Below are 13,614 nucleotides of genomic sequence, written 5' to 3' on the forward strand. Positions count from 1 at the left end.
AGGTAGCGTGCCCGCCATGCACCGCACCCCCTTCCTGGCCGCGGCCCTCGCCGCCGTCGTTCTCGTCGCGGGTTGTGAGGACAAGCCGGCGACGACAGCGACTACGACGGCCCCGAGCGCCGCCGCGCCGGCCGGGCCCGTCGACTACTCCGCCTGGGCGAAGGGCAAGTCGACGCCGGTCGCCGACCCGGTCTACCCGAAACACGGCAACAAGGGCCTCGACGTGCTGCACTACGGCCTCGACCTCTCCTGGGCGCCGCCGACGAAGACGCTCACCGGGCTCGCCACGCTGCGGATCCGCCCGACCGCCGACGCCGCCTCGATCGAGCTCGACTTCAAGCCGTACACGCTGGACAAGGTCACCGTCGACGACCGGCCGGTGGACGGCGCCACGGTGACCGCCGAGCGGCTCGTCGTTCCGGTCGCGGTCACCAAGGACAAGCCGGTCACGCTCGCCGTCGCCTACCACGGCCGGCCGGCCACCACCCCGATGCCGTCGCACCGCAGCGACTCCGAGCCGCTCGGCCTGACGATCACCAAGGGCGGCGGCCTCTGGACGATGCAGGAGCCGTACGGGGCGTTCACCTGGTACCCGGCCAACGACCAGCCGTCCGACAAGGCGCTCTACGACATCTCGGTGACGGTGCCGGCCGGCTTCTCGGCGATCGCCGCGGGCACGCCGACCGGAGTGAAGGGCACGACGTTCACGTACCGCAGCGATGTTCCGATGTCGTCCTACCTGCAGACCCTGGCCGTCGGCAAGTACAAGAAGATCAGCGCGAAGGGCCCGAACGGCGTACCGCTTACCTACTGGTACCGCGCCGGCACCGACGACAAGCTGGTGCCGTCGCTGCGCAAGTCGCCGCAGTTCCTGACCTTCCTGGAGAAGCGGTTCGGGCCGTACCCGTTCGCCACCGGCGGCATCGTGATCGTCGACTCGGCGTCCGGCATGGAGACCCAGCAGATGATCACGATGGGTGGCAAGATCAAGAAGCTGGACGCCGCCGCGTTCGAGGAGGACCTGCTCCACGAGTACTCGCACCACTGGTTCGGCGACGCGGTCACCACGTCCAACTGGAACGACCTGTGGCTCAACGAGGGCTGGGCGACGTACGCGCAATATCTGTGGGAGCAGGAGCTGTACCACTTCAGCGACACGGCGCTCGAGGACTACCTGCGCACGGCCGACGCCGACCTGCGCAAGCGGCTCGGGCCGCCCGGGCACCCGAAGGCGGCGAACTTCGCCGAGAGCAACGTCTATTACTGCCCGGCCGCGATGCTCAAGGAGCTGAACGACGCGCTCGGCGACACGAAGTTCTTCGCGCTGGCCAGGGCGTGGGTGCAGACGCAGAAGGGCACCCAGCAGGACCGGGCGTCGTTCATCGCCTTCGTCAACAAGCAGACCGGCCGGAACTTCACCAAGCTGATCAACACCTGGCTGGACTCGAAGACGACGCCGGCTTCATAGCGAAGCCGGCGTCGCGAGAATCAGAGGGCCGGCGGCGTGAGAGTTCCGACCGCGGACTCGAGCGCCGCCGCCACCCGGTACATCCGGTCGTCGGCCATGGTCGGCGCCATGACCTGGAAGCCGACCGGCAGTCCCTCGGACAGTCCGCACGGCACCGAGATGGCCGGACCGCCGTACAGGTTCGTCGGGATCGTGAACAGGTCGGCGAGATACATCTGGTACGGGTCCGACGTACGCGACCCGAACGGGAATGCGACGAACGGCGTCGTCGGCGAGACCAGCACGTCGACCTGCTCGAACGCCTTCTGGAAGTCGCGCGTGATCAGCGTGCGCACCTTCTGCGCCTGCCCGTAGTAGGCGTCGTAGTAACCGCTGGACAACGCGTACGTCCCCAGGATGATGCGGCGCTTGACCTCGGGGCCGAAGCCGGCGTCGCGGGTGAGGGACATGACCTCCTCCAGCGACCGGTTGCCGTCGTCGCCGACCCGCAGGCCGTAGCGGACGCCGTCGAAGCGGGCGAGGTTGGAGGAGCACTCACTCGGCGCGATCAGATAGTAGGCGGGCAGTGCGTACTGGAAGTGGGGGCAGGACACCTCGATGACCTCGGCGCCGAGCTTGACCAGCGCCTCGAGCGACTCGCGGAACGCCGCCGAGACGCCCGGCTCGGAGCCGTCGCCCGCGAACTCCTTGACCAGGCCCAGCTTGACCCCGCTGAGGTCGCCGGTCGCGCCGAGCCGGGCCGCGCCGACCACGTCGGGCACGGCCTGCGGGATCGAGGTGGAGTCGCGCGGGTCGTGGCCGGCGATCACGGTGTGCAGCAGGGCCGCGTCCTCGACGGTGCGGGCGCAGGGGCCCGGGGTGTCGAGCGAGGAGGAGAACGCGATCAGGCCATAACGGGACGTACCGCCGTAGGTCGGTTTCGCGCCGACCGTGCCGGTGACCGCGCCGGGCTGGCGGATCGAGCCGCCGGTGTCGGTGCCGATCGCCAGCGGTGCCTCATAGGCCGCGATCGACGCCGCCGACCCACCGCCGGAGCCGCCCGGGATGCGTCCGAGGTCCCACGGGTTGTTGGTCGGACCATAGGCCGAGTACTCCGTGGAGGAGCCCATCGCGAACTCGTCCATGTTGGTCTTCCCGAGCATGACCGTGCCGGCCGCCTGCAGCCGCTCCACGATCGTCGCGTTGTAGGGCGGACGCCAGCCCTCGAGGATCTTGGAGGCCGCGGTCGTGGGCACGCCCTTGGTGGCGATCACGTCCTTGACCGCGACGGGAACGCCCGCCAGCGGCCCGGTGACCTCGCCCTTGTCGACCCGGGCGGCGGCGGCGAGCGCACCCTCCCGGTCGACGTGCAGGAAGGCGTGGACGCGATCGTCGACGGCCTCGATGCGGTCGAGATGAGCCTGGGCGACCTCGACGGCCGAGACCTCCCGACTCTTGATCTTCGCAGCCAGCTCGACGGCCGTCATCCTGATCAGATCGGTCATCGGGCTCAGGCCTCCTCATCCAGGATCCGCGGCACCCGGAACCGGCCCTCGAACGCGTCGGGCGCGCCCGAGAGCGCCTCCTCCTGCGTGAGGCACGGCTGCGGAACGTCGTCGCGATACACATTTGTCAACGGCACGGAGTGTGACGTGGGCGGAATGTCATCCGCCGCCACCTCGCCGACCCGCGCCACCGACTGCAGGATCACATCGAGCTGCCCCGCGAACTGATCCAGTTCCTGCTCGGTCACGGCGAGCCGCGACAGGCGCGCGAGATGCGCGACCTCTTCGCGGGAGATGGCCATAGCCCCTACTTTCTCCGATTCCGTATCTGACTCGACGAGTCTATTTCGACCCCCCGACAGAATTTTCGCCGGGCGGTCAGGTCACCCACCTCGAAGATCAAATTCCTCATGTCGTGCCTGAGTGGGTGATACAGACCGTCGCTCCCGCCGGGACCCGGGCGGGCCGAGCAGGGCGCTGGAGCGCCCAAAACACTCGACCCACCCGGGCGACCTGCGTGAGTGGTTGCGCCCAAACCCCCTACGGTCGTCACCGACCGCAGGCAGGACCGGTCCGGGCCGCCGCTCCGCAGGTGGGAGTGGGGTCGGGGGGAATGCAGGAGATCAAAGCATATCGATTGAATGTTGCGTCTTGGCGTCAGGTCAGCAGTGTCGGCAGGACCAGGGGGCGGTAGCGCGACAGCCAGGTGCTCAGGTCGTCGGGGGGCATCGGGCGGGCGTGGAACCAGCCCTGGGCGGCGTGGCAGCCGGCGGCGGCCAGCAGGCGCCAGGTGCGCTCGTCCTCGACGCCCTCGGCGACCGCGCGCAGGCCCAGGGCCTCGGCCAGATCGATCACCGAACGGACTATCGCGGCGTCGCCCCGATCGGTCGCCATGCCGAGCACGAAGGAGCGATCGATCTTCACCTCGGCCAGCGGAAGCCGGCGCAGGTGCTGAAGAGACGAGTAGCCCGTGCCGAAGTCGTCCAGCGAGATCGCGACACCCATCCGGTCGAGCCGCGTGATCGTGTTGAGGACGCGGTGCGGGTCGGCCATCAGCGCGCTCTCGGTGATCTCCAGCTGGAGCAGGTCGGCCGGCAGGGCGTACTCGTGCAGAAGTTCTTCGACCCGGTCGGCGATGCCACCGGCGTGCAGGTCACGCGCGCTCACGTTCACCGCGGCGCGCAACGGGCGTCCGGCGTCCCGCCAGGCGGCGACCTGCGCCACGACGTCGTGCAGCACGCGCAGAGTGAGCAGCCGCATCACCGGGGTCGGCTCGGCCACCCGGATCAGCTCCTCCGGCCCGACCAGTCCCCGTTCGGGGTGCTGCCAGCGCAACAGCGCCTCGACACCGACCACCTCGCCGGTCGGGATGGCGATCTGCGGCTGGTAGAAGAGGACGATCCCGTCGTCGGGCGCGTCCTCCCGCAGCGCCCGCCGCAGGTCCGCGAGCAGCGCCAGCCGGTCGGGCGAGTGGTGCGCCGCGTCCGGCCCGTAGACGGCGACCTGATCACCGCGCTGCTTCGCGTCGTACATGGCGGCCTCGGCCTCGCGCAGCAGCGTCGCGCAGTCGTCCGCCGAGTCGCCCTGCAACGCGATCCCGATCGAGGCGCTGACGTCGACCGGAAGCCCGTCCAGCGCGAACGGCCGGTTCAGCGCCTCGGCCAGGTGATAGGCGATCCGGCGGGCCTCGGGCGCCCCGTCCACCCGGTTGGCGAGCACCGCGAACTCGTCCCCGCCCAGCCGCACCACCAGGTCGTGCGCGGGCACCACATCAGCGAGCCGCCGCGCCACCTCGACCAGCAGCCGGTCGCCGACCCGGTGCCCGAGCGCGTCGTTGACCGTCCGGAACCGATCGAGGTCGAGCAACAAGAGCGCCCGCTGCCGCCCGTGCTTGTCACCCACCGTGGCCTGCAACGCCCGCCGGTTCGGCAGTCCCGTCAACGCGTCGACCCGCGCCGCCCGCTCCGACTCGCACGCCGACCGCACCATCCGATGCACCGCGTGCAGGGCCAGCAGCACCAGCGGCACAAACGCGAGCCCGACCTGCGCGGTAGCCAACACGACGGGCCCGAGCAGCAACAGGGCCGCCGTGGCCAGCACCTCGATCCCCCGCCGCCGAGAAGGCCGCCGCCGCCGATGCGAGCTGACCCGAGCCACCCCCGCCGCCAGCCCGTACCGCGCGAGAATCCAGGCCCCCGCCGCCGCGATCGTCAGCAGCGCGTCATCCCAGTCCGGCCGGGGCCCGATCCGCAACGACACGATCCCCGCCACGCCGGCGGCCGCCCCGATCGCCACCGCATGCTGCACCGCCAGGTGAAACGTCCGCCGCACGCTCTGCCGCATCCGCGCCCCCGCCACGGCCACCGCCACCACCTGCACCGCCAGCGCCGGCACCACCCCCCACGCGAGCGCGATCGCAAACGTGAAGCAGATCGACGGCAAAATAACCGAACTGGCCCGCCGATCCGCCAGCACGTAAGGCCGCGCATCCACCACCACGGCCAGCACCGCCATCAGCCAGTAGGCTCCCGCCAGCCCCGCAAACGTCCCCCACCCCACCACCCCCAGCAGGGCGTCAACCCCCAACGCCGCCCCCACCACAACCACGACCCCCCGCCGCCGCCGACGAGCCACCCCACGCTCAACCGCCGCGCCGCGGTCAGGATCCGCCCCCCGGCCGAGCCCCGCCCCCCGGTCACCCATCTCACGCCGGCCGAAGGCCGCGCCCTCGTCAAGGGCACCATCACGATCGGGCGCGGCGTCGTCGGCAAGCATCGCGTCGCGGACAAGGGCTGCGTCGCGAGCAAGCGTCGCACCGCCGCCAGGCGCGGCGTCGCTGCCGGACGCGGCGTCGCTACCGGGTGCGGCGTGGCTGGCCGTCGTCGCGCGCCGGGCGGCCGTCCCGCCGTCGGCTGGCGTCGCGCCGCGGATGGGCGTCGCGCCACGGTCGGGCGTCGCGCCGCGGTCGGGCGTCGCGCCGCGGATGGGCGTCGCGCTGGGGTTGGGGGCTGCGTCTCGGGTGGGGGTCGCATGGCTTTCGGCCGGGCCGTCGCTGGTGGCGTGCGGGGGCGCCACGCGTTTGCGAGGGCGTGCGGCGTCCATACGACCTCCACAATGGCGGTGATCTACCGATGGTTTTCACCATAGATCCGCATTGTCCGTTGGCCGTGAAACAGCTTCGGCGTTATCAAATCGGCATAAGCCTCCAAACGCTCATTATCCGTAAATTACGCCATTCAGGTGACGGTCAGGTCCAGCCGGGGAAGGCTACGGAAGACTGGGCCGCCCCGGCTGCGCCACGGGCACGACCGAGGACGGGCTGCATCACACGACCGAGGAACGGGCTGTATCAATCGTCCCGGCCGGGGCGAGGCCAGCCGACGGGACTGGGCCGCCAGCCCGGGCGAAGCCTGCCGACGGGACTGGGCCGCCAGGCCGGGCGAGGCTCGCCCACGGGCTGGCCCGCAAGCCGAGGGGGCCCGCGGCAACTGGGTGGGTCCACCTGGGGTGGGCGACAAGGGCGCGGGCGGATCGGGAGGATCGCTCCCGTCAGGCCTCGGGCGGAGACTCGGGGGCCATCTCGGCTACCGCGCGGGCCGCGTCGGGGCCGTCGGCCAGCAGGACGCCGAAGCCGGCCTCGTCCAGCACTGGGACCTTCAGCGAGAGGGCCTTGTCGTATTTGCTGCCGGGGTTGTCGCCGACCACCACGAAGGCCGTCTTTTTGGACACCGAGCCGCTCACCTTGCCGCCTCGGGTGGTCAGTGCCTCGGTGGCTTGGTCGCGCGAAAACCCGGCCAGGGTGCCGGTGACCACGAAGGTCATGCCCTCGAGCGGGCGGGGGCCCTCGTCGACCCGCTCGTCCACCATGCGGACGCCGGCCTCGCGCCAGCGGCGCACGATCTCGCGGTGCCAGTCGACCGTGAACCACTCGCGCAGGCTCTCGGCGATGGTCGGGCCGACGCCCTCGACGGCGGACAGCGCGTCGGGCTCGGGCTTGGGCGCCTTGCGCTTGGTGCCGGGCTCGGCGTCCTCCTCTAGCGGCTCGGGCGGTGGCGGGGGTGTGGTGACGATTTCCTCGATGGCGTCCATCGAGAAGAACTCGCGGGCCAGCGCCTGGGCCGCGGTCGGGCCGACGTGCCGGATGGAGAGCGCCACCAGCACCCGCCACAGCGGCTGCTCCTTCGCCTTTTCCAGGTTTTCGAGCAGGCGCACGGCGTTGCTGCCGAGGCTGCCGTCCTGGTTGACGAAGAATGGGGACTCGCGCAACTGGTCGGCGGTGAGCGAGAACAGCTCGCCCTCGTCGGTGATCACGCCGGAGTCGAGCAGCGCCTGGGCCGCCTTGTAGCCCAGCACCTCGATGTCGAACGCCCCGCGCCCGGCCAGGTGGAACACCCGCTCGCGCAGCTGGGCGGGGCACGACCGGGTGTTGGGACAGCGGATGTCGATGTCGCTCTCCTTGGCCGGCGCCAGCTGGGTGCCGCAGGAGGGACAGTGTGTCGGCATTACGAACGCGTGGGCGTCCTCCGGGCGGAGGTCGATGACCGGGCCCAGCACCTCGGGGATCACGTCGCCGGCCTTGCGCAGCACGATCGTGTCGCCGATCAGCACACCCTTGCGCTCGACCTCGCGCGCGTTGTGCAGCGTCGCCTGGGCGACCGTGGAGCCCGCCACCTTGACCGGCTCGAGGATCGCGAACGGGGTCACCCGGCCGGTGCGACCGACGTTGACCGCGATGTCGAGCAGCTTGGTGGTGACCTCCTCGGGCGGGTACTTATAGGCGATGGCCCAGCGCGGCGCCCGGCTGGTCGAGCCGAGCCGGCCCTGGATCGAGACCGAGTCGACCTTGACCACCACGCCGTCGATCTCGTGCTCAACGTCGTGCCGGTGCTCGCCGTAATAGGCGATGTACTCCCTTACGCCGGCCAGGTCGTCGACGAGTTTCCAGCGCTCGCTCGTGGGCAGGCCCCACGATTTCAGCGCTTCGTACGCGTGGGACTGGGACGTCGGGGTGAAGCCGACCCGGGCGCCGATGCCGTGCACCACCATGCGCAGCCCGCGCGAGGCGGTGATCCGGGGGTCTTTCTGCCGGAGGCTGCCGGCGGCGGCGTTACGCGGGTTGGCGAAGGGCGCCTTGCCCTGCTCGACCAGCGACGCGTTGAGGTCGGCGAAGGCGGAGACGGGGAAGTAGATCTCGCCGCGCACCTCGAGCAGGTCGGGCGGGTTGTCGTCGGCCAGGCGCTCGGGGATCTCGCGGATCGTGCGCACGTTGGACGTCACGTCCTCACCCGTACGCCCGTCGCCGCGGGTGGCGCCGCGGACCAGCCGGCCCTTTTCGTAGGTCAGGTTGATGGCCAGACCGTCCACCTTGAGCTCGCAGATGAACTCGACCGGGCCGCCGGCGTCGCGCAGCGTGCGCTCGGACCAGGCGGCCAGCTCGTCCTCGTCGAAGACGTTGTCGAGCGAGAGCATGCGCTCGGCGTGCTGCACCGGGGTGAAGGTGGTGGAGAAGGTGCCGCCGACATTTTGCGTCGGGGAGTCGGGCGTACGCAGCGCCGGGAACTCCTCTTCGAGCGCCTCGAGCTCGCGCAGCAGCTTGTCGAACTCGGCGTCGGAGACGGTGGGCGAGTCGAGCACGTAGTAGCGGTACTGATGGCCGCGCACCTCGTCGGCCAGCTCGGCGTGGCGGGTGCTCGCCTCGGATGTGGGGTCTTTGCCGGCGGCGGCCACTTGCTCGGGCGTCGGGCGACCGGCGGCGAGCTCCTCGGCCACCTGCACCTCGACCGCGGACTCGCCGTCACGTCGCGCATCCGAACTTTTCGCCACCGGAACCCCTCCGCTCGCATCAGCTATGAGGAACTTAGCTGCCGCCTCTGACATTTTCGGCCCGCCGCACGGCCCGGTCTCCGAGGAAGACCGGGCCGGCCGGACCGCTATGACAGGAACGAAGGATCAGGCCTCGGCGAGGCGGCGGCCGGCCTCGCGGCAGGAGTTGAGCACGGCTCGGGCGTAGGCGTCGGTGGCGCCGGCCAGCCCACAGGCCGGGGTGACCACGACCTGCTCGGCGAGCCGCGTCGCCGAGAAGCCCAGCCTGGTCCACAGCTTGGTCACGCGCTCGGCGACCTGCTTGCCGGTCAGGGCCCGGCCGTCGGTCGGCTGGGTGGGCGCCGCGCCGGCGAACAGTCCCACGCCGGCCTCGATCGCCTCGCCCACCGGGTCCAGGTCTTTGAGCAGGCCGAGGTCGAGAGCGATGGCCGCGGCCCGAGAATCACGAAAGACCTGCAGCGGTACGTCGGAAGCACAGCAATGGGCGACCACGGGAACGCCCACCGCCTCGACGATCGTGCGCAGCGCGGTCGCGGCGTCGGGAGCGTTGACCGCCCGGTACGCGCTCAGGCCGCTCTCGGTCGGGACCCGGCCGGCCAGCACCGCGGGCAACGACGGCTCGTCGAGCTGAAGCAGGATGCTCGCGTGCGGCAGGCGCTTGCGCACCTCGTCGACATGCCGGCGCAGGCCCTCGGCCAGCGAGTCGGTGAGGTCGCGCACCGCGCCGGGATCGCGCAGCACCCCGCCGCCGATCTGCAGGTCGATCGAGGCGGCCAGCGTCCACGGTCCGGCCGACTGCAGCTTGAACGTGCCGGCGAAACCGTCGCCCTGCACGGTCATCTGGTCGAGGTCGCGTTCCAGCAGGTCGGCCGTGCGACGCAGATCTTGGCCGGGGCGCGGCGCCATCTGCCAGCGGCCGGCGTAGAGCTGCACGGGCAGCTCGACCAGGAATCCCGCGCTGCGGCCGATCAGGTCGGCGCCGGGGCCACGGGCCGGCAGCTCGGGCAGGTGCGGCAGGTCGGGCAGCTCGCCGAAGACGACGCGCTGCGCCTCGACGATGTCGGTGCCGGGCAGCGAGCCGATGCCGGTCGCGGCCCCGGCCGGCCAGGGAAACTCAGGCATGTGCCACCGCCGGCTCGGCCGGGCCGGACGACACGGGGACACCGGCCGTGATCGTGGCCGAGCCCAGCACCGCGTCACCGCCGGGATCGCGGCGGTAGGCGACGATCGCCTGGCCGGCCGCGACGCCGCGGGCCGGCTCGTGCAGGCGGGCCGTCAGCGTGTCGCCCTCGACGGTCACCTCGGCCCGCACCACCTCGCCGTGGGCACGCAGCTGCACGTCACACTCGACCGGGGTGGGCTCGCCGTGCCAGATCACCCTGGTCGCGGTCACCACGTCGACCGCGAGCGCCTCGCGCGGGCCGACCGTCACCGTGTTGGTCTTCGGCGTGATCGACAGGACGTATCGCGGGCGGCCGTCGGCGGCGGGCACCCGCAGGTCGAGACCCTTGCGCTGGCCCACCGTGTACGAGAACGCGCCGTTGTGCGTGCCGATCGTCTCCCCCGTACGGGAATCGACGATGTCGCCCGGGGCCGTGCCCAGCCGACGCTCGAGGAAGCCCCGGGTGTCGCCGTCGGCGATGAAGCAGATGTCGTGCGAATCGGGCTTGTCGGCGACCGCCAGGCCCCGCTCGGCCGCCTCGGCCCGCACCTGCGCCTTGGTCGAATCGCCGAGCGGGAAGACCGCCCGGTCGAGCTGGGCGCGGGTGAGGACGGCCAGCACGTACGACTGGTCTTTGCCGTCGTCGACGCTGCGGCGCAGCAGGCCGTCGGCGCCCAGGCGGGCGTGGTGGCCGGTGACGACCGCGTCGAAGCCGAGCGCGACCGCCCGGTCGAGCACCGCCGCGAACTTGATCTTTTCGTTGCAACGCAGGCAAGGGTTGGGGGTGCGACCGGCCGCATACTCCGCCACGAAGTTGTCGACGACGCTCTCGTGGAACTGGTCCGCCATGTCCCACACGTAGAACGGGATGCCGATCACATCGGCGGCCCGACGGGCGTCGCGCGAGTCTTCCAGCGTGCAGCAGCCTCGCGCTCCCGTCCGATAGGTCTGGGGGTTGCGCGCCAGCGCCAGATGCACCCCGGTGACGTCGTGACCGGCGTCGTGGGCGCGCGCGGCGGCAACGGCGGAATCGACTCCGCCCGACATGGCCGCTAGAACTCGCATACCGGCAAGCCTATCCGCCGGTACGGAGTGATTTTCAGCGCGGCGTCTTCCAGGCGGTCGCCCGCCGCGCCCGCTCGACCGTTCCCGGGAGGGCGGCGAGGAGCTGGTCGACCTCCTCGATCGTGCTCGTGTGGCCGAGGGTGAAGCGGAGGGATGAGCGGGCCCGGTCGTCGTCGGCGCCCATCGCGATCAGGACGTGGCTGGGCTGGGCCACGCCGGCCGAGCAGGCCGAGCCGGTGGAGCAGGCGACTCCCGCCGCGTCGAGCAGGAGCAGCAGGGCGTCGCCCTCGCAGCCGGGGAAGCTGAAATGGGCATTTCCGGGGAGGCGATCAGCGGTGGCGCCGTTGTAGACCGCGTCCGGCACGACCTGCCGTACGCGGGTGATCAGGTCGTCCCGCAGGGCGCTGACCCGCGCGGCGTAGTCCTGCTGGGACTTGACCGACATCTCCACCGCCACGGCGAACGCGGCGATGCCGGCAGTGTCGAGGGTGCCCGAGCGGACGTCGCGTTCCTGGCCGCCGCCGTGCAGGAGCGGGGTGCAGGGGACGTCCCGGCCGAGGAGGAGGGCTCCGACGCCGACGGGACCGCCCAGTTTGTGGCCGGTGAGGGTCATCGCCGCCGCACCGCTGGCGGCGAAGTCGACCGGGATCTGGCCCACGGCCTGGACGGCGTCGGTGTGGAAGGGGACGCCGGCCTCGGCCGTCAGCCGCGCCAGCTCATGGATGGGCTGGATGGTGCCCACCTCGTTGTTCGCCCATTGCACGCTGACCACGGCGATCTCGTCGCGGTAGCGGTCGAGGCGGTCGGCCAGGGCGTCGGGATCGACCGCGCCCGTCTCGTCGACGGGAAGGATGTCGACCGTGGCGCCCTCGTGGGTGCCCAGCCAGTCGACCGCGTCGAGGACCGCGTGATGCTCGACCGCCGAGGCGATGACGCGGGTGCGGTTGAGCGAGGCCGAGCGCTGCGCCCAGAAGATGCCCTTGGTGGCCAGGTTGTCGCTTTCCGTCCCGCCGGAGGTGAAGACGACCTCGGACGGGCGGGCGTTCAGGGCGGCGGCGATGCGCTCGCGGGACTCCTCGACCAGGCGGCGGGCGCATCGGCCCGCCGCGTGCAGGGATGACGGATTGCCGACGTCTCGCGCGGCGGTGGTGTAGGCGTCCAGCGCTTCGGCGAGCATCGGGGTCGTTGCTGCATGATCCAGGTAGGCCATCAAGGGTCAAGCTTATGCCCTCTGAAGGTGAATCCCTCTCGGCGCCGGGGTGGTCTCCGTCGCGCGGAGACCACCCGGCCCGGTGGCTATTTGCGCTTGCGGATCTCGTCGGCCGCCTGCGGGACGACCTTGAACAGGTCACCGACCACGCCGTAGTCGGCAAGCTCGAAGATGGGCGCCTCGGGGTCCTTGTTCACCGCGACGATCGTCTTCGAGGTCTGCATCCCGGCCCGGTGCTGAATCGCCCCGGAAATGCCCAAAGCGACATACAACTGCGGGGAGACCGTCTTGCCGGTCTGCCCCACCTGGAACTGATGCGGATAGAACCCCGAGTCCACCGCCGCCCGCGACGCGCCGACCGCGCCGCCGAGCAGATCAGCCAACTCCTCCACCAGCTTGAAGTTGTCCGCACTGGCCACCCCCCGACCGCCCGAGACCACGATCGACGCCTCGGTCAGCTCCGGCCGCGAACCCTTCTTCTCGGCCACCCGCTCGACCACTCTGGCCAGCTTGTCCGCGTCACTCACGCTCACCGTCAACTGCTCCACCGCCGGCGTGGCCGGAGCCGAGACCGGGGTGGTGGAGTTCGGGCGGATCGTGATGATCGGCAACCCGCGGGTGACCTTCGACTTCACCGTCGCCGCCCCGGCGAAGATTCCCTGCGTCGCGGTGCCGTCCGACTCGACCGCGACCGCGTCGGTCAGCAGACCGTTGTCCAGCTTGACCGCCAGCCGGCCGGCGATCTCCTTACCCTCCTGCGTCGACGCCAGCAACACCGCCGCCGGCTGCACCCGCTCGACCAGCGACGCCACCACCGTCGCCTTCGGCGCCACCAGGTAACCCTCGACGTCCTCACCGGCCGCCACGTAGATCTTCTCGGCGCCGAACTCACCCAGCCGGGACGCCACCTCCAGATCCCCGAACACCACCGCGGACGGCGTGCCCAGCGTGCGAGCCAGCGTCAGCATCTCCAGCGTGACCTTCTTGACGCCGGCAGCCGCAGAGGCCTCGACGACGACCACAACCTCAGCCATGACGAAAACCCCTCTCAGACAAACTTCTCGGCGGCCAGATACGACACCAGCAGAGCGCCGCCATCACCCTCATCCGTGACCTTCTGCCCCGCGGACCGGGCCGGGCGGGCAGCGAACTCCAGCACCNGNCTGGTCGCNCCGGCNGNNCCNACCTCACNCGCGTCCACACCCAGATCGGCCAGCGACAGGGTCTGCACCGGCTTCTTCTTCGCCGCCATGATCCCCTTGAACGACGGATACCGCGGCTCGTTGATCGTGTCCCACACACTCACCACCGCCGGCGTAACCGCCGTGACCACCTCATAGCCCTCATCGGTCTGCCGCTCCGCCGTCAACTGCGACCCATCAACCGTCAACTTGCGGGCACC

General features: G+C 71.1%; 10 protein-coding genes. 1 reads left to right on the forward strand and 9 read right to left on the reverse strand.

Features of this window, described 5'->3' with window-relative positions:
- Positions 1–16: 16 nt before the first annotated feature.
- Positions 17–1,468 (forward strand): M1 family metallopeptidase, encoded by a 1,452-nt coding sequence (locus A3CQ_RS0147790; protein ID WP_020518090.1) that lies wholly within the window; start codon positions 17–19, stop codon positions 1,466–1,468.
- 20 nt (positions 1,469–1,488) lie between these two features.
- On the opposite strand, the gene gatA is transcribed toward A3CQ_RS0147790, so the two are convergent.
- From gatA to A3CQ_RS0147835, 9 genes are all read right to left on the reverse strand, one after another.
- A complete protein-coding gene (gatA, locus tag A3CQ_RS0147795) occupies positions 1,489–2,952 on the reverse strand; it encodes an Asp-tRNA(Asn)/Glu-tRNA(Gln) amidotransferase subunit GatA (protein ID WP_020518091.1) in 1,464 nt (487 codons plus the stop codon).
- Between the two features lie 5 nt (positions 2,953–2,957).
- On the reverse strand, positions 2,958–3,254 hold the full coding sequence (gatC, locus tag A3CQ_RS0147800; RefSeq protein WP_020518092.1) for an Asp-tRNA(Asn)/Glu-tRNA(Gln) amidotransferase subunit GatC: 297 nt from the start codon (positions 3,252–3,254) through the stop codon (positions 2,958–2,960).
- A 355-nt stretch (positions 3,255–3,609) separates the two neighbouring features.
- On the reverse strand, positions 3,610–5,466 hold the full coding sequence (locus A3CQ_RS0147805) for a putative bifunctional diguanylate cyclase/phosphodiesterase (protein ID WP_020518093.1): 1,857 nt from the start codon (positions 5,464–5,466) through the stop codon (positions 3,610–3,612).
- 1,035 nt (positions 5,467–6,501) lie between these two features.
- The gene (gene ligA / locus A3CQ_RS0147810) at positions 6,502–8,721 is read right to left on the reverse strand and encodes an NAD-dependent DNA ligase LigA (protein ID WP_026207019.1); all 2,220 of its coding nucleotides are present in this window, start codon (positions 8,719–8,721) and stop codon (positions 6,502–6,504) included.
- A 180-nt stretch (positions 8,722–8,901) separates the two neighbouring features.
- Positions 8,902–9,897 (reverse strand): uroporphyrinogen decarboxylase/cobalamine-independent methonine synthase family protein, encoded by a 996-nt coding sequence (locus A3CQ_RS0147815; RefSeq protein WP_020518095.1) that lies wholly within the window; start codon positions 9,895–9,897, stop codon positions 8,902–8,904.
- A complete protein-coding gene (gene mnmA, locus A3CQ_RS0147820) occupies positions 9,890–11,002 on the reverse strand; it encodes a tRNA 2-thiouridine(34) synthase MnmA (RefSeq protein ID WP_051115555.1) in 1,113 nt (370 codons plus the stop codon). The genes A3CQ_RS0147815 and mnmA overlap by 8 nt, the downstream gene beginning before the upstream one ends.
- 34 nt (positions 11,003–11,036) lie before the next feature.
- The gene (locus tag A3CQ_RS0147825) at positions 11,037–12,212 is read right to left on the reverse strand and encodes a cysteine desulfurase family protein (RefSeq protein WP_026207020.1); all 1,176 of its coding nucleotides are present in this window, start codon (positions 12,210–12,212) and stop codon (positions 11,037–11,039) included.
- 86 nt (positions 12,213–12,298) lie between these two features.
- On the reverse strand, positions 12,299–13,246 hold the full coding sequence (locus tag A3CQ_RS0147830) for an electron transfer flavoprotein subunit alpha/FixB family protein (protein WP_020518098.1): 948 nt from the start codon (positions 13,244–13,246) through the stop codon (positions 12,299–12,301).
- A gap of 14 nt (positions 13,247–13,260) precedes the next feature.
- The coding region (locus A3CQ_RS0147835; RefSeq protein ID WP_026206861.1) for an electron transfer flavoprotein subunit beta/FixA family protein at positions 13,261–13,614 on the reverse strand (354 nt) is incomplete at its 5' end.

Origin of the sequence: Paractinoplanes globisporus DSM 43857, from assembly GCF_000379645.1 — a bacterium.
GTDB classification, from domain to species: Bacteria; Actinomycetota; Actinomycetes; order Mycobacteriales; family Micromonosporaceae; genus Actinoplanes; species Actinoplanes globisporus.

Coding starts and splice junctions, on each gene's coding strand:
- A3CQ_RS0147790 (WP_020518090.1), top strand. CDS start 17: ATGCACCGCACCCCCTTCCTGGCCGCGGCCCTCGCCGCCGTCGTTCTC.
- gatA (WP_020518091.1), bottom strand. CDS start 2,952: ATGACCGATCTGATCAGGATGACGGCCGTCGAGCTGGCTGCGAAGATC.
- gatC (WP_020518092.1), bottom strand. CDS start 3,254: ATGGCCATCTCCCGCGAAGAGGTCGCGCATCTCGCGCGCCTGTCGCGG.
- A3CQ_RS0147805 (WP_020518093.1), bottom strand. CDS start 5,466: ATGGCGGTGCTGGCCGTGGTGGTGGATGCGCGGCCTTACGTGCTGGCG.
- A3CQ_RS0147815 (WP_020518095.1), bottom strand. CDS start 9,897: ATGCCTGAGTTTCCCTGGCCGGCCGGGGCCGCGACCGGCATCGGCTCG.
- mnmA (WP_051115555.1), bottom strand. CDS start 11,002: ATGCGAGTTCTAGCGGCCATGTCGGGCGGAGTCGATTCCGCCGTTGCC.
- A3CQ_RS0147825 (WP_026207020.1), bottom strand. CDS start 12,212: ATGGCCTACCTGGATCATGCAGCAACGACCCCGATGCTCGCCGAAGCG.
- A3CQ_RS0147830 (WP_020518098.1), bottom strand. CDS start 13,246: ATGGCTGAGGTTGTGGTCGTCGTCGAGGCCTCTGCGGCTGCCGGCGTC.